Origin of the sequence: Hyphomonas sp. CY54-11-8 (assembly GCF_000682735.1) — a bacterium.
In the GTDB taxonomy this organism is placed as follows: domain Bacteria; phylum Pseudomonadota; class Alphaproteobacteria; order Caulobacterales; family Hyphomonadaceae; genus Hyphomonas.
The window spans coordinates 39,946-61,297 of the sequence record NZ_AWFD01000037.1; the positions used below are offsets into that span (position 1 = coordinate 39,946).

Sequence of the window (21,352 nt, forward strand, 5' to 3'; positions counted from 1 at the left end):
CTGATAAGTGACTGCCCGGACAAGGATGATTCCGATGTCTTATCTATCGATCTCAAATCGCGACCAGGCGAAAGCCCGTGCGCGTGAATTGCGGGCAGAACTGGCAGCGGCCGGAACGCCCATCTCTCATTCCGAGGCACTGGAATGCGTCGCGAAAGAACTCGGCTATCGCGACTGGAATACGGCCTCGGCCCGCCTGTCGAACATGCCCGAAGTTGTGTTGCAGGTCGGCGACCAGGTGGCTGGGCGCTACCTGAAGCAGGCGTTTGATGGCCGCGTTCTTGCGGTTCGCGAAATGGCTGGCGGCTCGGCGTTTGAAGTGACGCTGGAATTCGATGACCCGGTGGATGTGGTCGAGTTCGAAAGCTTCTCGGCCTTCCGCAAACGGGTCACCGCGACGGTTTCCTCCGCAGGCGTTTCGTTCTCGAAAACCAGCGATGGCGTGCCGCACCTCGTTGTGGAACGCACTTCGATCGGACTGGTCTGATGGCCTATCTTGCTCCGACGCAGGAACTCGGCCGGCGCTTCGTGATGCGGGGCCTGACCGGGACTGTCATCATGCTGAACCTGATCCGCTTGCGGACAGTCGCCGACTATTCGGACTTTCCGGACCTTGTGCCGGAAAGTCCGATCAGCGGCCGGGCGGCGTATGAACTCTATATCGAGCATACGCTGCCCTATCTTCAGAAAAGCGGCGGACGGCTGGACTTTCTGGCGGAAGGCGGCAGCTGGCTGATCGGCCCGGAAGACGAACGCTGGGACCTTGCCCTTCTGGTACGCCAGAAGGACATGGAGACTTTCTTCGGCTTCGAGCAGGACCCGGACTATATGAAAATCCTCGGCCACCGCACAGCAGCCGTCGAAGATTCACGACTTCTGCCTCTCGCTGAACTGCCGACATCCGCGAATTACGGATAAAGCCGACCGGTCTCCCAGGCATCACCCTTCCGCGCGAACCGTAGCCGGTCGTGCGAGCGGAAGGCCTGATCCTGCCAGAACTCGATCTCGACAGGCGTCAGGCGGAAGCCGCCCCAGAATTTCGGGCGCGGAATATCCGGCCCGTCACCATAGATTTCGGACAGCTCAGCAATGCGCTGTTCGAAAACGGAGCGATCCGGCAACGGGCGCGATTGGTCGGATGCGATGGCGCTGATCCGGCTCTGCGCCGCGCGGGTAGCAAAGTACTCATCCGCCTCGGCGTCGGTGACCCGTTCGACCGTGCCGCGGATGCGGACCTGGCGACGGAGGCTCTTCCAGTGGAAGCCGAGCGCTGCCACCGGGTTCGCCTTCAGCTGCTGGCCCTTGGCGCTTTCAAGATTGGTGAAGAAGACGAAGCCGGCTGGCGTCACTTCCTTCAGCAGTACGACCCGCACATCCGGCATGCCATCAGCGTCCACCGTAGCCAGCGACATCGCGTTGGAATCGTTCAATTCCTTGGCGCGGGCTTCGGCCATCCAGTCATTGAACAGGGCGAACGGATCCGTCACGTTGGGGATCAGCGGCTTGCCCGTCGGGTCCGTGGCATAGTCTGAAGCGCTCGGGCTTGGGGGAATAACGGCCTTGTCGGTGGTACTGGTCATGACGGGAATGTCCCTTTGTGGCGGCCTTTTACGGTCTGAATCTGCTGCCGATATAGGCCATCAGGGGCGGAATGCCCACTGTGACACCTACGTATAAGGGCGGCAGGTAGACTGGTCATCTGCGGCATCCGCGCAGCACGGCTTGCCCTCCGGCGACAAATTCGCCATGTGGAGGCCACAGAATTCAGCTCTGCAAGAAGGACCCTCCCTGTGAAACAGCCTGTCAAAGTTGCCGTCACTGGTGCCGCTGGCCAGATCGGCTACGCCCTCCTCTTCCGCATCGCCGCCGGCGACATGCTTGGACCGGACCAGCCGGTCGACCTGCAGCTGCTCGAAATCACCCCGGCCCTCGGCGCGCTTGAAGGCGTGATCATGGAGCTGAAAGACTGCGCCTTCCCGCTGCTGAACAATATCGTCGCCACCGACGATCCGAACGTTGCCTTCAAGGACGCGGACTTCTGCCTCCTCGTCGGCGCCATGCCGCGCAAGCAAGGCATGGAGCGCAAGGACCTCCTGTCCGCAAACGGCGGCATCTTCGGCCCGCAGGGCAAGGCGATCAACGACCACGCCTCGCGCGATGTAAAAGTGCTCGTCGTCGGCAACCCGGCCAACACCAACGCCCTCATCGCCCAGCAGAACGCACCGGACCTCGATCCGAAGTGCTTCACAGCCATGGTCCGCCTCGACCATAACCGCGCGATGAGCCAGCTGGCCGAGAAGACCGGCACGCACAACACCGACATCAAGAACATCGTGATCTGGGGCAACCACTCGGCCACCCAGTATCCGGACATCCACCACGCCACCGTCAAAGGCGCAGCCGCCAAGCCGATGGTCGACGATGCCTGGTACCAGGACACCTTCATCCCTGACGTGCAGCAGCGCGGTGCGGCCATCATCAAGGCGCGCGGAGCCTCCTCTGCCGCTTCGGCTGCCTCGGCCGCCATCGACCATATGCGCAGCTGGGCGCTCGGCACGCCGGAAGGCGAATGGGTGTCCATGGGCATCCCGTCGGACGGTTCCTACGGCATCGCACCGGGCGTGATCTACGGCTATCCATGCACCTGCAAGGACGGCAAGTACGAGATCGTGCAGGGCCTCGAGATCAACGACTTCTCGCGCGCCAAGATGGACGCCACCGACGCCGAACTGCGTGAAGAACGCGCCGCCGTCGAGCACCTGTTCAGCTAAGCGCTGACTGGCCATCAAGGGCAGCCATGTCTCACAACACGTTCGGCCATCTCTTCCGTGTGACGACCTGGGGCGAAAGCCACGGGCCGGCCCTCGGATGTGTGGTCGATGGCTGCCCGCCCGGCCTGCCGCTGGATGAAGCCTTCATCCAGCAATTCCTGGACAAACGCCGCCCCGGCACCTCGCGCTTCGTCACGCAGCGCCAGGAGCCGGACGCGGTGAAAATCCTCTCCGGCGTCTTCGAGGACGACCGGACACTTGAAGAATTTGGTGGCCCGGTTACCACGGGCACACCAATCTCGCTGATGATCGAGAACACCGACCAGCGATCCAAGGATTATGGCGAGATCCGCGACCGCTACCGGCCCGGCCATGCCGACTATCCCTATGACGCCAAATATGGCGTGCGCGACTATCGCGGCGGTGGGCGTTCCTCTGCGCGCGAAACAGCCGCCCGGGTCGCCGCTGGCGCTGTGGCCCGCCGCGCGCTGGGCGATGGCATCGTGATCCGCGGCGCGGTCGTACAGATCGGCCCGCATGCGATCAACCGCGACAACTGGAACTGGGACATCGTCGAGGACAATCCCTTCTGGTGCCCGGATGCGGACATGGTCCCGAAGTGGGAAGACTTCCTGGACGCGACGCGCAAGGCGGGCAGCTCCACCGGCGCTATCGTCGAAGTGCAGGCCAACGGCGTGCCTGCCGGCTGGGGCGCGCCCATCTATGGCAAGCTCGACGGCGAACTGGCCGGCGCCATGATGAGCATCAATGCCGTGAAGGGCGTCGAGATCGGCGCGGGATTTGGCGTCGCCGTCCTCTCCGGCGAAGAGAACGCCGACCAGATGCGCGCGGGCAATGACGGCCCCCTCTTCCTGTCGAACAATAATGGCGGCGTCGCTGGCGGCATCTCCACCGGCCAGGATCTGATCGTCCGCATCGCCATCAAGCCCACATCTTCCATTCTGAACGAGGTCCAGTCCGTCACCCGCGACGGCGAGAATGTGGATGTGCGCACCAAAGGCCGCCACGACCCTTGCGTCGGTATCCGCGCCGTGCCGGTGGCCGAGGCCATGATGGCCTGCGTACTGGCCGACCAGAAACTGCGCCACCGCGGCCAGACCGGCAACTGATCAAAAAACAAAAAAGTCCCCGGTGCCGCAGCACCGGGGACAGCGTATTCCCGTTGGAGAGGTGGGAAGCTTAGAATTTCATGATGCCGCCGATGGCAATCACGTCGGCATCGGTGTCGTCGCCCTCATAGCGGGTGACGTCTGCGCGCACGCCGAAGCGGTCGTTCAGATAGACCTTGCCGCCGACGCCGTAAGCGAAGCCATCATCGCTGCCGGATGCACTGCCGAGGCCCGGGACATCGACATTGTAGTCATTGCTGGCGTAACCGGCGCGGGCGAACAGGTCGACGCGCTCGGCGACCGGCATCTGGACGACACCGAAGGCTGCCAGCGAATTGTCGAGTTCGACTTTGGCTGCGCCGACATTGTCATCACCAATACCGACCGAGGCTTCGCCTTCCACACCGACATGCGGGTTGAAGAAATAGGTGCCGCGCGCGGTGAGTGCGTCGAGGTTAGCACCGTCTGCATCGAAGTGCGAATAGCCGAGGCCAAGCTCGACATTTCCTTCGGCAAAAGCGGGGGCCACGACAGCGAGGGCGGCAATTGAAGCAAGTGCAAGTTTCATTTTTTACTCCTGTTTCCGCAAGATTGCGTGGGCATGAACTAGGCCCATTTCAGCTGAAAAGAAGCTTACGGAAACAGCATCTTCGCATGCTGTGATCCGCCTGTGGCGGCGCCACAACACTTTGTGAAACCTCGGTAATTTACTGAAATGTGAGTGGCAGAAACCTTGTGAACACCTATGCCACACGGCTGCCACAAACCGGTCACGCATCGATCACAGGGCTTAAACGAAAGGCCTCGTCAGTCAGGCCGCCGCCAGGTTGTAACTTTCGTCAGGAAAGCCAGCTGTTCACGTTCTTTGACAAAGCCCTGCGCGGTGGCCGCATCGGTCACATCCCAGGCGAGGTAGGAGTTGTAGTAAGGCTCATGGAAGCCGTGCGGGAAATACTCGAGCACACTGTCGACCCCGTCATAATCTCCGAACTGAAGACTGTCCGCCAGCACGAACAGGCCACCTGGCTTCAGTACACGGAATACCTCCGCCAGCACCGGCGCACGCACTTCCGGCGGTAGTTCGTGGAACAGAAAAATGGAGACGACAATATCGCGCGAGGCATCCGGTAGCGGCATGGCTTCTGCGGCTTCGTGGAAAACCTCCACCTGCTGCCAGGGCGCAAGCCGCTTGCGAGCAGCGTCCGTATAGTTCGGGGACAGATCAAGTCCGGCGGCCTGCAGTCGCGGCCAGACATTCATCACCGTCTTCAGGAACCGCCCATTGCCACAGGCGACATCCAGCAATGAAACGCCTCGCTGATCCTGGCCTTTCAGTTCGCGCGCAATCTCGGCCAGCGCTGCGCGGCGCATCGCGTCTGCCGTGCCGGTGAACAGCGCCTCGACCTGCGTATCGTAGAGTTCGGCGCTGTCATCGCTGAACCAGCCGCCGGACTGGTAGTGGAAATTCTGGCGGTAGTATTCAGGATAACGGTTGGATTCTTCGGGCAGCTCTGCCTGCACCTCCGTACCGTTCCGTTCCTGCCGGCGGCGTTCCACCGCTTCGACATCAGCCTGGAAAGCACGGGCGGATTTCAGCGCATTGGGAAGCTGTGCGATGCTCACATCGCGCGGCGCGGGATAGAGACCCGCCTCCACATTCCGCCGGTCCTGCAGGAACAAATCGAAATAGGCCTTGCGCAACCGGGCCATGTCCGGCTTGCCACGTGTCGGAGCGAAATCCGGATCATCCGGCCGGTAAAAGCCGGTCGTGCGGGATTTCGCCGCCCGCATCTGCGCCGCATACCAGGCCGAGCGCATCCCCTGCGCCGCCGCATAACGGGCGCGTCCTGCTGCAAGGGCGGCACGATTGAACAGTCCCATGACCTGAATATGTGGGCACTGCTGGCGCGCGTCCAGCCTTCAGGTCCGGTTCAGGTTGGCTTTGCCAGTGTGGCGCTCAGACTGGTGGTCCTGCGGCCACCGGAGAAGGAGAACATGAGATGGTGAAGTCTCTTCTGATCGGCGGTATCGCCCTGGCGGCCGTCAGTGCTGCTCCCCTCGCGGCTTCGGCGCAGGCCTATGGCTACAACACGCCCTACAATTCGGCCTGTGAGCGCCAGAACAAGGACAACAAGGCTGCTGGCACGGTGATCGGCGCCATTGTCGGCGCAGCAGCCGGCGGGGCCATCGGCAACAATATCGGCGACAATGACAGCCGCTGGCACTACAACCGCTATGGCCGTCACGGCCGCTACGGCTATTGGGACAAGGGCAACAATGACGGCGAAGTCGTCGCCGGCGCGCTGCTCGGCGCGATTGTCGGCGGCGTCGCCGGGAATGCGATGGCGTCCAGCAGCTCGACGCCGTGCCAGGTCGCCACGCCTTATGGCGGCAGCTACCGCGCTGACTATGGCGCCTATCCCTACATCGCATCGGAATATTCCGGCAGCTCGATCCCGCAAACGACGGAAGGCCTCTATGGCAGGCCGCAGGACCTGCGTACGCATCCGCGCGCAACAGCGCCCGCACCGGCCAGCTACCCCTCCTCTTATCCGAGCTATCCGGAAACTCCTGCGCCGCGCGCGTCAGCGCCGGCCCCTGCCCCTCAACCTGAGGAATGCCGCACCGTCTGGCGTGAAGTTGAACTGCCGGACGGCCAGGTGATCCGCGATCCGGCCACAGCCTGCCGTGAAGGCTATAATGGCGAATGGGAAATCATCGACGAGGACGAGCTCTACGGCGGCTACTGAGTCTTCACCGCATGAAACAGGCGCTCGGCATTGCCGTCGCCGCCAGAAATCGGGCTGGCCGTCCAGGCATGGATGGGCCAGCCTTTTTCTTTCATCCAGGCCTCGAACCGCTCTGCCGCGGCATCGGCGACCGCGATGTCCGTGACGATGCCGCCCTTGCCAACATGATCCCGGCCGACCTGGAATTGCGGCTTGAACAGGCCGACGAAATCCGCCCCCGGCGCGGCAAGCGACATCGGCACCTCCAGCAGCTTTTCGAGCGAGATGAAGCTCGCATCGCAGACGAGCAGCGACGGCGGCTCCGGCAGCATCTCCGCTGTCAGGCTGCGCGCGTCGGTCGCCTCGTAATTGGTGACACGTGCGTCCCCGGCAATACGCGGGTGCAATTGGCCGCGCCCGACATCGACGGCGATAACATGGCTTGCACCGTTCAGAAGAAGCACTTCTGTAAATCCACCGGTCGATGCGCCGATGTCGAGGCACACGCGCCCAGCCGGGTCGATGCCGAAGGCCTCCAGCCCTTGCGCCAGCTTCAGTCCGCCGCGCGAGACATAAGGGTGGGCCGGGTCCGCCTCGATCACGGAGTCGGCTGAAATGTCCTGCGCAGGCTTTGTGACCTGCACACCATCCACGCGCACAAGGCCTGCTTCGATGGCGGCGCGGGCACTGGCGCGGCTTTCGAACAGGCCAAGTGCTACCAGCAAGCGATCGGCACGATCTTTCATGGAACAGGTCTTCCCGACACACGTTGGAAGCATGCTATAGCAAAGACCTGTAAACAGGAGACTCCCCATGATCAGCCGCATTGCCCTTCTCGGATCCGCCATCGCCCTCGGCGCCTGTGCGAGCGTCGCCCAGGCAACGCCGCAGGAAGCCGGTAGCGAGACTCCTCCCGCCGCCACCGAAGACGCCGCACCCGCCATGCCGATGGAAATGATGGACCATGAGGGCATGATGCCTGACATGCCGGGCCCGGCCGACGGCGTCTTCCCGACCATGGCCCGTGGAACGGCCGACATGATTGGCCTCGAAGGCCAGAGCATCGGGTCTGCGAACCTGCTGGACGGACCGAATGGACTTATGATCCGCCTCGAACTGGCCCCTGGCAGCCTCGCCCCCGGCTGGCACGGCATTCACCTCCACGCCACGGGCGATTGCTCGGATGTCGGCATGTACAAGATGTCCGGCGGCCATGTCGGCAAGATGGAAGGCGGACACGGCCTGCTGAACCCGAAAGGGCCCGAGAATGGCGACCTACCAAACATCTGGGCGGCCGCCGACGGCTCGGCCGGCTATGAAGCCTTCACCACGCTCGACACGCTGAGCGCCCTTGTTGCCGATGACGGCTCAGCCATCATCATCCATGAAGGCGAAGACGACCACATGACCCAGCCGATCGGTGGGGCTGGTGCCCGCGTTGCCTGCGGCGTGATCAAGTAAGGTCCGCGCTCAATCTGCGGAGCGTGTCGGCGCCCATCTTCGCATGGCGGGGATGGTCGTGCCGGCCCGTCTCCAGCAGCAGGACGCCGTACATGACGGCCCAGCCCCGCGCACGGGTGAGCGTCGCATCACTCATGCCATATGCCTCAATGGCTGCGCGCCGCGCGTCGGCAGATTCGAACAGGCCCCAGATGGAGGCGAGGTCACTCGCCGGATCGCCCGCGCAGATGTCCCCCCAATCGATGAACGCGGCAAGTTTCCCATTCCGCACAAGGACGTTTCTTGCATGTACATCGCCCGCCACCCAGAGGCGCGGCAGGTCAATCGGCGCGGCAAGTCCCGCGCCCCATGCGTGCCGGATCTCCGGTGTGATCGCATTCGTTTCCTCAGCAAGCAAAGCCATGCGCCGCCCTATGTCCTCAAGCTTGTTACTGAGCGGACATCCCCGCACATTGCTGTCAGGCGCCTCATCAGGGGCGAGCCTGTGCAAGGCCTTCAGGAAACCCGCCAGAACCTGGGCTTCTGATGGATCCGATGGCGCCAGGTCTGCGGTCTCCCCTTCGATCCAGTGCAGTACGCTCCACACATAAGGGTATCCGTCTTGCGGCTGGCCTGTCCGCAGCGGGACCGGCACAGGTAGCGGCAACTGGGGCGCAAGCTCTGGCAGCCATCGCTGCTCGTTGCGCAGCAGCTGGTCGGCCACGGCGCGTCGCGGCAGGCGCAGGGCAAGGTCTGGTCCGAGGCGAACCATCACATTGTCCCACCCTTCCCCGGCAATCTCTATCGGCAGGTCAGCAAGGTCCGGGTGTTGCGCCTGCAACAGGTCACGGATCAGGTCCTCAGTAATATCGACCTCTGCGGCCGGCGTTCCACTTACCATCCCTCTCTCTCCTCTTGCGCTGCGGGGCGCTCCGTTACACCTTGCCCGCCCACAAAGCAAAAAAACAGAATCGGAGCGAAACACATGGCACGGATCACGAGACGGGGCGTCTTGCTTGGCGGCGCCGCAATGGGCGCACTGGCCGCCTGCGGCCAGACAGGAACCCAGACGGCACCGGAAGCCGCCGTCGGCACTGCAGCAACACCGGCCGCCGCGCCCGTCGCCCCCACCTCGTCCGTACCGGCTGGCTGGATCGACGGCACGGAAATGGCCGCGCGCATTGCCAGCGGCGAAACGACCTCGCTGGCTGAAGTCAACGCCGCCATCGCCCGCACCAATGCAATCAATGACAAGCTCAATGCCGTTGTGACCGAAATCTTCGATACGGCCCGCGCTGAAGCGGGCCACACACCGGCCGGTCCGTTCCAGGGCGTGCCGACCTTTATCAAGGACCTGCACAACTGGAATGGCGCCGAAACCTGGTATGGCAGCCGGGCGTTCAAAGGCTACAACCCCGGTACGGACGATCCGCTGCCCGCAAAGTGGCGCGCTGAAGGCGTTGTCGTGCTCGGCAAATCCACCTCTCCGGAAATGGGCCTGATGGCGTCCAGCGAGGCGCTGGTGACCGGAGAGACCTGCAATCCGTGGGATACGACGCGCATTGTCGGTGGGTCTTCCGGTGGCGCAGCGGCGCTTGTTGCCGCGCGCGTCGTGCCGTTTGCCCATGCCAGCGATGGCGGCGGCTCGATCCGTATCCCGGCCAGCACCTGCGGTGTGTTCGGCCTGAAGCCGTCCCGCGGCCAGCTGCCCGCCCATGGGCCGGAAGCCCCGCCGGTCGACATTTCTGTCCAGCATGCGGTCACCATTTCTGTTCGCGACTCCATCAGCCTGTTCCGCGACACGCAGGTGAATGACGGCACATATGCGCCGCTCGCTGCAGACCTGAAGCCCGTCGGCCGCCGCCTGAAAATCGGATTCACGACCGACGCCTATGCCGGCACACCGGTCGCCCCGGAAACAAAAGCCGCCCTGGAAGACGTTGCCAAACTCTGCACCGACCTCGGCCACGAAGTCGTCGCCTGGAAGGCGCCCTTCTCCGGCGAGGAATTCATCGACCGCTTCCTGCTCTATTGGGCCGCCGGCGCCGCCGAATTCGCCCAACAGGCGAGTGACTTCTCCGGCAAGCCGGTCGGCCCGGACATTGTCGAACCCTGGACACTCGGCCTGACCAACATGTTCCTGTCGCGCCAGGACGAAATGGACGCGACCGTCGCATGGCTGAAGAATTTCGAGTCCGTGTACGACACCGGCTTCTCCGACATCGACGTATTGCTCACGCCGACGACCGGCAGCCCGGCCGTCAAACTCGGCGAACAGGCCCCAACGGTCGATTATGAAATCCTGTATGACCGTATCATCACCTTCGCGGCGTTCACGGCGCCGATGAACGTGTCGGGGGCTGCCTCCATGAGCGTACCTCTGGCCTGGACCGATGGCGGCCTGCCCGTTGGCGCGATGTTCTCAGGCAAGCGCGGTGACGACCAGTTGCTCTTTGAACTGGCACTGGAACTGGAACAGGCACGGCCCTGGGCCGGCAAAATTCCTCCGGTTTCCGCTTTCTAACCGGAGATAGTGATGGAGCCCGGAAACAACGAACCGCTTCTCTTCGGCTTCGGTTTCGACGAGGCCGGGCACCACACGCCCCTGACCTGGGATGAGGTTCTGGAGGGCGGGCACGCGAAGTTCAAGCGTGTCTGGCTTCATCTCAACCGGCACTCCGCCCAGGCACAGGGCTGGCTCTACCGCAAGAGTGGCCTGGACCGCGTGACCGTGCAGGCGCTGCTGCAGGAAGAGACGCGTCCGCGCGCCGCACGTCACGGGCACGGCTACTTGATCAATCTGCGCGGCCCGAACCTCAATGAAGGGGCAGATGTCGAAGACCTCGTCACCCTGCGTATGTGGGCCACTGAGGACGTTTTGATCACCCTGCGTGCCCGGCCGGTGCGCTCGGCCTCGGACGTCCGCAAGCTGGTCGAGGCAGGAGAGATCGACACTTCCACTGGCGCACTGGTCGCTGGCATTGCCGACCGGCTGACCGACCGTATGGAAACCGTGCTGGACGATTTCGACGACGAAGCCGACCGGTATGAAGACGAACTGCTGGACCCGAAAACACATATCGACCGGTCCGTATTGCCGGATTTCCGGCGGCGGGTCCTGCAGGTGCGCCGCCACATCATGCCGCAACGCGAGGCGTTGAGTACGCTGGTGCGGGATGGCGCACAGTCCGGCCTGTTCAGCGAACAGGACCTGCTCTTCCTGCGCGAATCCGCGGACCGGATCACGCGGCTCACAGAACTCGTTGAAAACATCCGGGAACGATCCACCGTCCTGTATGAGGAAGCGATCCAAAACAGTACGGAAGAAACCAATCAACGCCTGTTTGTGTTGGCGATCCTGTCGGCCGTTTTCCTGCCGATCAGTTTTGTGACCGGACTTTTTGGCGTTAATCTGGGCGGGATTCCCGGTGCCGGCAGCCCGGCAGCCTTTATCACGCTGGTCGTGGCGCTGGCTGTATCGGTCGTTGGCACGCTGGCCCTATTGCGTTGGCAACGCTGGATTTAATCCGCGACGGATTTCCAAATTCCCTACGTTAGAGATTAACCAACGCTTGCCGCTTGTTGGTAAACTGATCCCGTCTGTTTGCCGTATGGCAAGATGGGGGGTGTTAAGGAAATTTGCGTGCGGCGGTTCTTCATGCGACCTGCCGCCCTATATTTGCTATTCGTCCGCGGGAAGGACATCCAGACGTGAACCGTTCGACTATCATCGCCGCAACGATCCTCGTAGTTATCGTGGCCTATTTCGGGCTGCGCAGCGTAATGCGCGGAAGTATTTCTTCTCACAAGGAAGAGCCCGTGGCCGAGCGCACCGATGATGTGCCGTCTGCCGTGATTGAAGCGCTGAGCGCCGAACCGCACATGATGCGGATCAATGCCAAAGGCCGCACAGAGCCGGACAAGAGCGTCACCGTGAAAGCCGGAACCACGGGTACGGTCATCTCGACGCCGGCCCGCGAAGGCAGCTTCGTGAAAGCCGGAACCCTGCTCTGCGGCCTCGACGTGGAAGCCCGGGCGGCCCGCGTGGAAGAAGCCAAGGCCCAGCGCGCTTCTGCTGCAGTCAGCTATGAAGCAGCCGCCAGCCTCGCCGAAAAAGGCCTCGGCCCGGCCAACCAGGCAACCGCCGCCAAAGCGCAGCTCGATGCAGCCGAAGCCGCTCTCAACGCCGCAAAAGTCGAACTCGGCAAGACGCAGATCCGCGCGCCGTTCGACGGAATTTACGAAACACGTCTCGCGGAGGCAGGTGATTTCCTGTCGCCCGGTCAGGCCTGCGGCGTGCTGGTCGACATGGATCCGGTGATCGTTTCGGTTCAGGTCTCCGAAGCAGAGGCAGGCAAGCTGAAAGTCGGCATGAGCGGTGAAACGCTGCTGGCCGATGGCCGCCGTTTCCCGGCCACGCTGCGCTACGTCGCGCGGACGGCTTCCGGTACGACGCGGACTTTCCTGGTTGAAGCCAAGCTGGAGACCGGTGATGCCATTGTCGCGGCCGGGGTGACGTCGCAGCTGATCATTCCGGTTGGGGATGTTCAGGCAACGAAGATATCCGCCGGCCTGCTCACCCTGTCAGATGCCGGACAATTGGGCGTGCGCTATGTCGACGACACAGACACAGTCCGCTTCGCGCCTGTCGCTGTGATCGACGAAACACCGAATGGCGCCTGGGTTACGGGCCTGCCGGATCAGGCAAATGTCATCTCGCTGGGCCAGGACTATCTGTCTGAAGGCGCCCAGGTCGAACCGGTGCCCGCCAGCGGAGCCCAGCCATGACGAGTATCGTCGACGGCGCCATCGGGCGGGCACGTATGGTGCTCGCCATCCTGATCTGCGCAGTCATCGCGGGTGCCGTCACTTATGCCAAGCTTCCCAAGGAAGCCGACCCGGACATTCCGATCCCGTTTGTCGTGATCACCGTACCGCTGGCAGGTGTGACACCGGAAGACGCCGAACGCCTTCTGGTGCGACCGATCGAACAGGAAATCCAGTCCATCGAAGGCCTGAAAACCTTCAATGGGTATGGCTCTGAAGGCGCAGGCACGCTGCTGCTGGAGTTCGAAATCGACGTCGATGTCGATCAGGCCGTGCTGGACGTGAAAGACAAGGTGGACCTCGCCAAGCGCTTCTTCCCGCAGGACGCGCGCGAGCCGGTGATCCAGGAATTCAACGCCTCGCAATTCCCGGTCATGGTGGTGAACCTCTATGGCGAAGCGCCAGTGCGCGGTCTCAATGACATCGCCGAGAAGCTGCAGGACAAGCTGGAGCGCAATGCCGGTATCCTCGAAGCCCGCATTCAGGGCCAGCGCGAGGATGTGCTGGAGATCGTCATCGATCCGGCCATGCTGGAAACCTACAACATCTCCTATCAGGAGATTTACAACATTGTTTCGTCGAACAACCAGCTGGTTCCGGCGGGCGAGATCGACACCGGTGACGGCAGCTTTGCGGTCAAGGTGCCGGGCCTGATCCGAACGGCCCAGGACGCGTTGAACCTGCCCATCAAGCGCACGGAAAATGCGGTCGTCAGACTGCAGGACGTTGCCGAAATCCGCCGCACCTACAAGGACGCGACGGGCTTTGCGACCTTCAACGGCAAGCCGGCCATGCTGATTGAAGTGGTGAAACGCTCTGGCGCGAACGTTCTGGATACGGCCAATTTTGTCCGCCAGACGATTGCCGAGGAACAGGCCAACTGGCCTGCAACGGTCCGGGCAACGGTCACCTCTGACACGTCCGAAGAGATCGGCAACCAGCTCGGCCAGCTGCAAAGCTCCATCGTTACCGCCGTGCTGCTCGTGATGATTATCGTCGTCGCCGCGCTTGGCTGGCGCTCTGCCCTGCTGGTCGGCATCTCGATCCCGGCCTCTTTCGTGATGGCTTTCCTGCTGCTCGGCACGTTCGGGTTCACGATCAACATGATGGTCATGTTCGGCATGGTGATCGCCGTGGGTATCCTCGTCGACGGCGCCATCGTCGTGACCGAATATGCCGACCGGAAAATGGCCGAAGGACTGGACCGCAAGGACGCCTATGCCATGGCCGGCAAGCGCATGTTCTGGCCCGTCGTCTCGTCCACGCTGACGACGCTTGCTGCCTTTGTGCCGTTCCTGTTCTGGAACTCCATGCCCGGCAAGTTCATGGCCTATCTGCCGCTGACGCTGATCTGTGTCCTGACGGCGTCTCTGGTGATGGCGCTTATCTTCCTGCCGGTTCTGGGTTCTGTCATGGGCGCGCGTCCGGAAGGCACGGACGCAGACCTCGCGGCCCTCGCCGCAGATGCAGACCCGGCAAAGGCCACAGGCTGGCTCGGCTCGTACGTGCGTATCGTCAAATCCCTGATCGCCCGTCCGTGGATGGTGACCGGCGTCGCCATCGGCTCTGTGATCTTCATTTTCATGTGGTTCGGCTCCACACCGCACCGCTCCGAATTCTTCCTCGATATCGAACCTGAACAGGCCTTCGTCTTCGTCCAGGCGCAGGGCGCGCTTTCGGCCGAGGAAGAGAAGGAACTCGTCCGGCGCGCCGAACTCGCAGTCGCGGACATTGATGGCATCGAGTCCATCTCGTCCCGCTCAGGCTCTTCCGGCGGCAGCGGCGGTGTCAGCTTCGACGGTGCCAATGACCAGCCGCTCGACACGATCGGTCGCCTGTTGCTGGACCTTGCAACGGCCGACGGTTCCCATGACGGACGCAAGACTCTTGAAGCCGTGCGTGAACGCCTCCAGCAGGTGCCAGGCCTTCGCTTCCAGATCCAGGCTCGCGAACAGGGCCCGCCCGCGGGCAAGGATCTGCAAATTGCGCTCCTGTCGGACAATCAGGCCGCCCTCGACGAAGCAACGGCCCGGCTGCGCACCTATGCCGAAAACCGCGGTGATTTGCGCGAGCTTGACGATACGCGTCCCCTGCCCGGCATTGAATACCGTCTCGAAGTGGACCGGGCCGAAGCCGGCAAGTACGGCCTCGACGTCGCCCAGATCGGTGCAGCGGTGCAGCTCGTCACGAACGGCATTCTCGTTGGCCGCTACCGGCCGGACGATGCCGATGATGAAGTCGATATCCGCGTGCGCTTCCCGAAAGACAGCCGCAGCGCGTCTGCCATCGACACACTCCGTGTCGCCACGGCCAACGGCAATGTGCCGCTGAACCTCTTCGTCGAGCGCGTGCCTGCGCCGCGCGTCAGCCAGATCGAGCGGCTTGACGGCAAGCGCGTCTACTATGTCCGCGGCAATGCAAGGGAACAGGGCGCCGGTGCCGCGATCGTGCAGGAAGTGCGTGACTGGATCGACCAGGCGGGCTTCAGCTCCGACGTCGAAGTTCGCTTTGAAGGCGCTGACGAGGACACCAAGGAAGCCAATGCCTTCTTCGGCGGGGCCGCCATGGCTGCCCTGTTCATGATGGCCGTGATCCTTCTCTGGGAGTTCAACAATTTCTGGCAGGTCGTGCTGACCCTGTCCGCCGTGATCATCTCGACCTCGGGCGTGCTGGTCGGTATCCAGCTGGTGCTGCCTTATATGTCGATCCTGATGATCGGTACCGGGATCGTTGCGCTGGCGGGCATCGTGGTGAACAACAACATCGTTCTGATCGACACCTACAATCGCCTCCGTAAGGATGGCCGCAGCCCGGAGGAAGCCGCCATTGCGACGGCCGCCCAGCGGATCCGTCCCATCCTTCTGACGACCGGCACGACGATCTGCGGCCTGCTCCCGATGGTGTTCGAGATGAGCGTGAACTTCGGCGAGGGCGCCATCAATTTCGGCGGCTCTGAGGCCGAATGGTGGGTTCAGCTGGCCACGGCGGTCGTGTTCGGTCTCGCCTTCTCGACCATCATGATCCTGCTGGTCACGCCGGTCTGGCTGCTCGTGCCGCACCGGACGGGCAACATGATCCGTCGGATCGCGGCCCGCGTTCGCGGCCAACGCCCGGCAGACGAAGTGCGGCTCCTGCAAAATGGCGAACCGGCCAATGACAAGTCCGACGAAAAGCCGGACAGCGCCCTGCCGGCAGCGGAGTAAACAGCCTCACAAGCTGAGCGGAACATGAACGCGGCATTCGGCATGCGTTCGGCCCGGCCATGCCAAACAGGACCTGCAGCGCCGGGCACGCCACGCGTTCCCTCCCTGACGCCCCGCCTGGTCCTCCCCTGACAGGCCGCCCGGCGCTGCCCTCCTGAACTCAGGCGCTGGAAATCAGGCTTGCGAGACGAAGGTCGCGATGACTTTCTTTCGGCCGGACTTTTCGAAATCGACGGTCAGCTTGTTGCCCTCGCTGAAGGCAACGCGGCCATAGCCGAACTTGTCGTGGAAGACGCGCTGGCCTTTCCGGAAGGCTTCCGGTCCGCCGCTGGTGGCGGTGAGGTTCGAGGCATCGCGCGGGGCCCCTGTGCTCGGATATTTGCCCGCGTTCTCCTTCAGGCGCTTCCAGCCGGGGCTGGAATAGTCGCTGCGCTCGCCGAGGTCTTCGATGGAACCGCTGAAGGCATCCTCCCCACCCGGCATGCCGGAATAGCCGGTTTCAGAGATCACTTCGACATTCTCATGCGGCAGCTCATCGACAAAGCGCGACGGCATCACGCTTTGCCAGCGGCCATAGATCTGCCGGTTGGCGACAAAGGAAATATAGGCGCGCTCGCGCGCACGGGTGATGCCCACATAGGCCAGCCGGCGCTCCTCCTCGAGGCCCTTCAACCCGCTCTCGTCCAGGCTGCGGCGCGAGGGGAACACTTCCTCCTCCCAGCCCGGCAGGAAGACGACCGGCCATTCAAGGCCCTTGGCCGCGTGCAGCGTCAGGATCTGGACCTGATCCTCGTCGGCCCCGCCAGTGGAAGCATCCATGACCAGTTCCACATGTTCGAGGAAGCCTGCGAGCGTATCGAATTCGCCCATGGCGCGGACCAGTTCCTTGAGGTTGTCCAGCCGCGTCTGCGCCTGCGGACTGCGGTCTTTCTGCAGCATGTCTGTGTAGCCGGACTCTTCGAGGATGACCTCAGCCAGCTCTGTGTGCGGCATGCCATTATTGAGACGGTCCCGCCACATATTGATCTGGTCAATGAACTGGGTGAGGCCACGCCTGGCCGCGCCTTTCACCTCGTCAGTCTGCAGCACCATCGGCGTCAGCACGAACAGGCTGCGCCCATCCGCCCGCGCATAGGCCTGCAGTTTCGCCAGAGTCGTGTTGCCGATCCCGCGCTTCGGCTGGTTCACCACGCGCTCGAAAGCAAGGTCGTCATCCGGCGAACGGATCAGGCGCAGATAGGCCATCGCATCGCGGATCTCTGCACGCTCGAAGAAGCGCGGGCCGCCGATTACACGGTAAGGAATGCCGAGCAGGATGAAGCGTTCCTCGAACGCCCGCATCTGCCAGGAGGCCCGCACCAGCACGGCGCAATCGTCATGCTTGCCGCCGCCGCGCACCCAGCTTTCGATATCGTCCGCGATCAGACGGCTCTCGGCCTCGCCGTCCCACAGGCCACGCACTTTCACCTTGTCGGCATCAATGTTCTCGATCGCGTTGTCGTCACCGACATAGAGCGTCTTGCCGAGGCGGCCGCGATTGTGCGCAATCACGGATGAAGCTGCAGCGAGGATGTGTTTGGTGGACCGGTAGTTCCGCTCCAGCCGGATCACTTTCGCGCCCGGGAAATCCTTCTCGAAGCGCAGGATGTTGTCCACCTCCGCCCCGCGCCAGCCATAGATGGACTGGTCGTCATCGCCCACGCAGCAGATATTCTGCGAGCCCTGTGCCAGCAGGCGCAGCCAGAGATATTGGGCGACGTTCGTGTCCTGGTACTCGTCCACGAGGATGTAGCGGAACTTCGACTGGAAATCCTTCAAGAGGTCCGGGTTCTGCTGGAAGATCGTGATGTTGTGGATCAGCAGGTCACCGAAATCGCAGGCGTTCAGAACTTTCAGGCGCGCCTGATAGATCTCGTAGCATTTGATACCCTTGCCGTCCGCGAACTGGAACGCCTCGTCGGCAGGCACACGCTCCGGCGTCAGGGCCCGGTTCTTCCAGCCATCGATCAGGCCGGCCAGGAAGCGCGGTGTCCAGCGCTTCGGATCGATATCCTCAGCCACGATGATCTGTTTGCACAGCCGCACCTGGTCATCTGTGTCGAGAATGGTGAAGCTGGATTTCAGCCCGACGAGTTCGGCATGCTGGCGCAGGATCTGCGCGCTGATCGAGTGGAATGTGCCGAGCCAGCGCAGTCCCTCCCCTGCATCGCCGATCAGGCGCAGGGCCCGCTCGCGCATTTCCCGCGCGGCCTTGTTCGTGAAGGTCACGGTCAGCGTCTGCGACGGCCAGGCAAGCCGGGAGGCGATGATGTGCGCAAGCCGCGCGGTCAGCACGCGGGTCTTGCCCGTGCCCGCCCCTGCCAGCACCAGCAGCGGGCCTTCCGTGGTCATCACCGCTTCGCGCTGTTCGGGATTGAGGCCATTCAGGTACGACGCATCCCCCTGCGGGACAGGCGGGCGCGGCGCAGCCATCTGGCTGATCGAGGGACGATTCGGATTGGAACTCATCAGGAACATATAGCAGGGATTGGCCGGTTGGGCAGGGCTTGAGGCAGATCACATGCTCCCTCAGGAAATCGAGTCCGGTCTGACCCGCGAATGTATTGATCTGCAGCCCTGCATGGAGGCATAGCAACGTGATGATAAAGAAACTGAATCCCGTCGCACGGCTGGACGAGCTGCCGCTTGAACCTTTCGAACAGGGTGAGCATTATCGCTCGCTTGATGCCGATATTTCAGACCGCGTGGGTCTCACGCAGATTGGCGCGGCGCTCTGCATCGTGCCACCCGGCAAGTCCGCCTGTCCTTTCCATAACCATCACGCAGAGGACGAGATGTTCGTCATTCTGGAAGGCGAAGGCATGTATCGCTTTGGGCCGGACAGCTATGCCGTGCAGGCAGGCGATGTGCTCGGAGCCCCGCGCGGCGGCCCGGGCCATGCCCACAAGCTGACGAACACCGGCAGTGTGCCGCTGAAATATGTCGCCATCTCGAGCAAGGCCGATACGGAAATCTGCGAGTACCCGGACAGCGGCAAATTCCTCGCGACGACGCGCCTGCCCGGCAAGCGCGAGCGGATGTTCCGCTATGTCGGACGCCAGGAAAGCGAAGTCGATTATTGGGAGGGGGAAACCTCCGCCGACTAGGCTGCGCATAAAAAAAGCCCCGCCACGGCGCGCGAGAGTGAGAAAACGCCGGTGGCGGAGCCAGAACGGGGACGCTGGTGTGATGCGCATCCCGAGGGAGACTTCAGGCGCTCCGGCCCCTCAGTCAGGCATCACTCCAACAAACGTGGCACAACCAGCCGGGTTCATTCTCCAAGCACAGAATGCCCCACCCAGCCTTCTTCGCCACGCCCGGAAGTAGTGGCCGACAGAAGGCCGGAGCGTCCGAACGCTGCAACGTCAGGAAGCCACAATTTCCCGCTCATGGCAAGGCGGCTTTCTCTCTTTAGTAGAGAGTCGCCAGGGCAGCCGCGTCGTAGTCGCTGATCTCGCTGATGCGGCCTTCTTTCACCTTGGTCGCCCAGTGCGGGTCCTGCAGCAGCGCCCGGCCAACGGCGACGAGGTCGAACTCGCCGCGAGACAGGCGCTCTTCAAGGTCCTCCAGCGAGCGCTGGCCGGAACCCTGGCCCTGGAACGCACCGATGAAGTCACCCGACAGGCCCACAGAACCGACGGTGATGACCGGCAGGCCGGTCAGCTTCTTCGCCCAGCCAGCGCCGTTCAGGCCGTTCTCGCCGTCAATTTCCGGGAATTCCGGCTCCCAGTAGCGGCGCTGGGAAACGTGCAGGCAGTCGACGCCGGCATCGACGAAGACTTTCAGGAACTCTTCCAGCGCCTGCGGCGTGGTCGCGAGGCGGGCGGTGTACTCCTGCTGCTTCCACTGGGAATAGCGCAGGATGATGGCCATGTCCGGGCCGACCTTCTTGCGCACTTCGCGGATGATGTCGGCGGCAAAGGTCGCCCGTTCCGCCAGCGAGCCGCCATAACGGTCGGACCGCTTGTTCATCACCTCCCAGAAGAATTCGTCGATCAGGTAGCCATGCGCGCCGTGCAGCTCGATACAGTCGAATCCGACCCTTTGCGCATCTGCAGCGGCCTCGGCAAAGGCCATGACCATGTCATCGACTTCCGCCGTCGTCGGCTCCGGCAGGACCTGCTTGCCGGTGTGGGTAACGCCTGACGGGCCATCGGTCGGTGCGTCCGGCTCCGGGCCCGACCCGGGCTTGCGCATCATGCCCTGGTGCCAGATCTGCGGTGCGATCTTACCGTGATTGGCGTGCACTTTTTCGACGACGTTCTTCCAGCCGGCCAGCGCGTCGGCCTTGTAGAGGTTCGGCACGTTCGGATCGTTGGAGGCCCCGCCCCGGCGTACTGTGGTGCCTTCGGTGACGATCAGGCCGACATCAGACGCGGCCCGGCGGGCGTAATAGTCCGCGACATTCTCCCCCGGCACGCCGCCCGGTGATTTCGACCGGGTCATCGGTGCCATAACCACCCGGTTGGGCAGTTCCATGTTTTTCAGCTTGAACGGGGTGAACAGCGGACTTGTCATTGGGCTTCAGCCTCCTCAGCAGGACTGCAGGACAGTTGGAGGCGGATGACGCCCCCGTCAAGCAGCGCTGTGGGTGGCAGAAGTAAAGGGTCGCATGAGCGGATGTTAACAGTGTACGCTTTCGGGCTCAGGCCGCATCCGTCCGGCAGCCTCGGGAGCGCCACAGGCGTGCCTCCTTAAGGTAGGACCAGCCAAACGCGTCCTCTGAATCCCCGATCCGGTTCAGCAGATCCAGCCGTTCCAGCGCTTCGTCCAGCGTCGGCTCGTGGCCCGGCTCGATCCACCACATGACAAAGTGCATGCTGCCCAGGACTTCAAACCATTCCTCGCGGCGCTCGTAGAACTGACGATGCACCGTGTTCCAGACGAAATTCTCCAGCGTCTCGACCGATTCCCACACCGTCAGGTTGGAAACAAACTGCGGGTCGCCGCCGATCTTTGCCTCGGTGTTCCCGGTGCCCGGCTCTCCTGATCCTTCCATCATCCAGACAAAGCCCGGCATGCGCTTGCCCATGCCGTTGATCAGGTCCAGCGCATTCATGAACTCCGTCACACGCGGGTCGTCCGTGGGGGCCAGCAGCCGGCCGATATTGAGCTCTGCAAGATGACGGGTCATGAAGGTCTCCTGTGTCGGGCTTCCTGATATTGGACCACCCCCACACCGCCGCCAGCCCGAATTCGCCCCGGAACGGATT

General features: G+C 62.9%; 19 protein-coding genes. 11 read left to right on the top strand and 8 right to left on the bottom strand.

What is annotated here, in order from left to right; all coding sequences use genetic code 11:
• The first annotated feature begins 34 nt into the window (after window positions 1-34).
• The gene (locus HY17_RS17275; protein WP_034769249.1) at window positions 35-487 is read left to right on the top strand and encodes a glyoxalase superfamily protein; all 453 of its coding nucleotides are present in this window, start codon (window positions 35-37) and stop codon (window positions 485-487) included.
• Window positions 487-918 (top strand): DUF1330 domain-containing protein, encoded by a 432-nt coding sequence (locus tag HY17_RS17280; protein WP_034768979.1) that lies wholly within the window; start codon window positions 487-489, stop codon window positions 916-918. Before HY17_RS17275 ends, HY17_RS17280 begins: the two co-directional genes overlap by 1 nt.
• Here HY17_RS17280 and pdxH read toward each other — a convergent pair.
• The gene (pdxH, locus tag HY17_RS17285) at window positions 909-1,580 is read right to left on the bottom strand and encodes a pyridoxamine 5'-phosphate oxidase (RefSeq protein ID WP_034768981.1); all 672 of its coding nucleotides are present in this window, start codon (window positions 1,578-1,580) and stop codon (window positions 909-911) included. The genes HY17_RS17280 and pdxH overlap by 10 nt on opposite strands.
• Window positions 1,581-1,790: 210 nt before the next feature.
• On the opposite strand from pdxH, the gene HY17_RS17290 reads away from it, so the two are divergent.
• Together HY17_RS17290 and aroC are read left to right on the top strand one after the other, a co-directional pair.
• Window positions 1,791-2,771, top strand: a complete 981-nt coding sequence (locus HY17_RS17290) for a malate dehydrogenase (RefSeq protein ID WP_034768983.1) — start codon at window positions 1,791-1,793, stop codon at window positions 2,769-2,771.
• Between the two features lie 26 nt (window positions 2,772-2,797).
• A complete protein-coding gene (aroC, locus tag HY17_RS17295) occupies window positions 2,798-3,901 on the top strand; it encodes a chorismate synthase (protein ID WP_034768985.1) in 1,104 nt (367 codons plus the stop codon).
• Between the two features lie 70 nt (window positions 3,902-3,971).
• Here aroC and HY17_RS17300 read toward each other — a convergent pair whose 3' ends face one another.
• Together HY17_RS17300 and HY17_RS17305 are read right to left on the bottom strand one after the other, a co-directional pair.
• Window positions 3,972-4,469 carry a porin family protein gene (locus HY17_RS17300; protein WP_034768995.1) on the bottom strand — a complete coding sequence of 166 codons (498 nt, stop codon included), beginning with the start codon at window positions 4,467-4,469 and terminating at the stop codon, window positions 3,972-3,974.
• Window positions 4,470-4,708: 239 nt separating this feature from the next.
• On the bottom strand, window positions 4,709-5,782 hold the full coding sequence (locus tag HY17_RS17305) for a class I SAM-dependent methyltransferase (RefSeq protein WP_034768997.1): 1,074 nt from the start codon (window positions 5,780-5,782) through the stop codon (window positions 4,709-4,711).
• Window positions 5,783-5,901: 119 nt separating this feature from the next.
• Here HY17_RS17305 and HY17_RS17310 point away from each other — a divergent pair, with 119 nt between their 5' ends.
• On the top strand, window positions 5,902-6,651 hold the full coding sequence (locus HY17_RS17310) for a glycine zipper domain-containing protein (protein ID WP_034768999.1): 750 nt from the start codon (window positions 5,902-5,904) through the stop codon (window positions 6,649-6,651).
• Here HY17_RS17310 and HY17_RS17315 read toward each other — a convergent pair.
• Window positions 6,645-7,376: a TlyA family RNA methyltransferase gene (locus tag HY17_RS17315; RefSeq protein ID WP_034769001.1), complete on the bottom strand. Its 732-nt coding sequence runs from the start codon at window positions 7,374-7,376 to the stop codon at window positions 6,645-6,647. The genes HY17_RS17310 and HY17_RS17315 overlap by 7 nt on opposite strands.
• Window positions 7,377-7,443: 67 nt before the next feature.
• On the opposite strand from HY17_RS17315, the gene HY17_RS17320 reads away from it, so the two are divergent.
• On the top strand, window positions 7,444-8,091 hold the full coding sequence (locus tag HY17_RS17320) for a superoxide dismutase family protein (RefSeq protein ID WP_197020307.1): 648 nt from the start codon (window positions 7,444-7,446) through the stop codon (window positions 8,089-8,091).
• On the opposite strand, the gene HY17_RS17325 is transcribed toward HY17_RS17320, so the two are convergent.
• Window positions 8,084-8,971, bottom strand: coding sequence for an aminoglycoside phosphotransferase family protein (locus tag HY17_RS17325; RefSeq protein WP_034769003.1), 888 nt, complete (start codon window positions 8,969-8,971; stop codon window positions 8,084-8,086). The genes HY17_RS17320 and HY17_RS17325 overlap by 8 nt on opposite strands.
• An 84-nt stretch (window positions 8,972-9,055) precedes the next feature.
• Between HY17_RS17325 and HY17_RS17330 the strand changes: the two genes are divergently transcribed.
• The 4 genes from HY17_RS17330 to HY17_RS17345 all read left to right on the top strand — a co-directional run bounded on the left by HY17_RS17330 (window position 9,056) and on the right by HY17_RS17345 (window position 16,100).
• Entirely contained in the window at window positions 9,056-10,594 is a 1,539-nt protein-coding gene (locus tag HY17_RS17330) for an amidase family protein (protein ID WP_034769005.1), read from the top strand.
• Window positions 10,595-10,606: 12 nt separating this feature from the next.
• Complete coding sequence (locus tag HY17_RS17335; RefSeq protein WP_034769007.1) at window positions 10,607-11,596, top strand: zinc transporter ZntB; 990 nt, start codon at window positions 10,607-10,609, stop codon at window positions 11,594-11,596.
• 185 nt (window positions 11,597-11,781) lie between these two features.
• Window positions 11,782-12,858, top strand: a complete 1,077-nt coding sequence (locus HY17_RS17340) for an efflux RND transporter periplasmic adaptor subunit (protein WP_034769009.1) — start codon at window positions 11,782-11,784, stop codon at window positions 12,856-12,858.
• Window positions 12,855-16,100, top strand: a complete 3,246-nt coding sequence (locus HY17_RS17345) for an efflux RND transporter permease subunit (protein ID WP_034769011.1) — start codon at window positions 12,855-12,857, stop codon at window positions 16,098-16,100. The genes HY17_RS17340 and HY17_RS17345 overlap by 4 nt, the downstream gene beginning before the upstream one ends.
• Window positions 16,101-16,274: 174 nt before the next feature.
• On the opposite strand, the gene HY17_RS17350 is transcribed toward HY17_RS17345, so the two are convergent.
• Complete coding sequence (locus HY17_RS17350; protein WP_034769012.1) at window positions 16,275-18,617, bottom strand: ATP-dependent helicase; 2,343 nt, start codon at window positions 18,615-18,617, stop codon at window positions 16,275-16,277.
• A 122-nt stretch (window positions 18,618-18,739) separates the two neighbouring features.
• Here HY17_RS17350 and HY17_RS17355 point away from each other — a divergent pair, with 122 nt between their 5' ends.
• Window positions 18,740-19,246, top strand: a complete 507-nt coding sequence (locus tag HY17_RS17355; RefSeq protein ID WP_034769014.1) for a cupin domain-containing protein — start codon at window positions 18,740-18,742, stop codon at window positions 19,244-19,246.
• Between the two features lie 304 nt (window positions 19,247-19,550).
• On the opposite strand, the gene HY17_RS17360 is transcribed toward HY17_RS17355, so the two are convergent.
• Window positions 19,551-20,657 carry an NADH:flavin oxidoreductase gene (locus HY17_RS17360; protein ID WP_034769017.1) on the bottom strand — a complete coding sequence of 369 codons (1,107 nt, stop codon included), beginning with the start codon at window positions 20,655-20,657 and terminating at the stop codon, window positions 19,551-19,553.
• Window positions 20,658-20,784: 127 nt separating this feature from the next.
• Entirely contained in the window at window positions 20,785-21,273 is a 489-nt protein-coding gene (locus tag HY17_RS17365) for a DUF3291 domain-containing protein (RefSeq protein ID WP_034769019.1), read from the bottom strand.
• Window positions 21,274-21,352: the final 79 nt, after the last annotated feature.

What these genes read in the sequence shown, in the direction of transcription:
- HY17_RS17365 (WP_034769019.1), bottom strand. Translation starts at nt 21,273, where the DNA reads ATGACCCGTCATCTTGCAGAGCTCAATATCGGCCGGCTGCTGGCCCCC.
- HY17_RS17350 (WP_034769012.1), bottom strand. Translation starts at nt 18,617, where the DNA reads ATGTTCCTGATGAGTTCCAATCCGAATCGTCCCTCGATCAGCCAGATG.
- HY17_RS17320 (WP_197020307.1), top strand. Translation starts at nt 7,444, where the DNA reads ATGATCAGCCGCATTGCCCTTCTCGGATCCGCCATCGCCCTCGGCGCC.
- HY17_RS17280 (WP_034768979.1), top strand. Translation starts at nt 487, where the DNA reads ATGGCCTATCTTGCTCCGACGCAGGAACTCGGCCGGCGCTTCGTGATG.
- HY17_RS17360 (WP_034769017.1), bottom strand. Translation starts at nt 20,657, where the DNA reads ATGACAAGTCCGCTGTTCACCCCGTTCAAGCTGAAAAACATGGAACTG.
- HY17_RS17315 (WP_034769001.1), bottom strand. Translation starts at nt 7,376, where the DNA reads ATGAAAGATCGTGCCGATCGCTTGCTGGTAGCACTTGGCCTGTTCGAA.
- pdxH (WP_034768981.1), bottom strand. Translation starts at nt 1,580, where the DNA reads ATGACCAGTACCACCGACAAGGCCGTTATTCCCCCAAGCCCGAGCGCT.
- HY17_RS17325 (WP_034769003.1), bottom strand. Translation starts at nt 8,971, where the DNA reads ATGGTAAGTGGAACGCCGGCCGCAGAGGTCGATATTACTGAGGACCTG.
- aroC (WP_034768985.1), top strand. Translation starts at nt 2,798, where the DNA reads ATGTCTCACAACACGTTCGGCCATCTCTTCCGTGTGACGACCTGGGGC.
- HY17_RS17310 (WP_034768999.1), top strand. Translation starts at nt 5,902, where the DNA reads ATGGTGAAGTCTCTTCTGATCGGCGGTATCGCCCTGGCGGCCGTCAGT.
- HY17_RS17355 (WP_034769014.1), top strand. Translation starts at nt 18,740, where the DNA reads ATGATAAAGAAACTGAATCCCGTCGCACGGCTGGACGAGCTGCCGCTT.
- HY17_RS17335 (WP_034769007.1), top strand. Translation starts at nt 10,607, where the DNA reads ATGGAGCCCGGAAACAACGAACCGCTTCTCTTCGGCTTCGGTTTCGAC.
- HY17_RS17305 (WP_034768997.1), bottom strand. Translation starts at nt 5,782, where the DNA reads ATGGGACTGTTCAATCGTGCCGCCCTTGCAGCAGGACGCGCCCGTTAT.
- HY17_RS17345 (WP_034769011.1), top strand. Translation starts at nt 12,855, where the DNA reads ATGACGAGTATCGTCGACGGCGCCATCGGGCGGGCACGTATGGTGCTC.
- HY17_RS17330 (WP_034769005.1), top strand. Translation starts at nt 9,056, where the DNA reads ATGGCACGGATCACGAGACGGGGCGTCTTGCTTGGCGGCGCCGCAATG.
- HY17_RS17275 (WP_034769249.1), top strand. Translation starts at nt 35, where the DNA reads ATGTCTTATCTATCGATCTCAAATCGCGACCAGGCGAAAGCCCGTGCG.
- HY17_RS17300 (WP_034768995.1), bottom strand. Translation starts at nt 4,469, where the DNA reads ATGAAACTTGCACTTGCTTCAATTGCCGCCCTCGCTGTCGTGGCCCCC.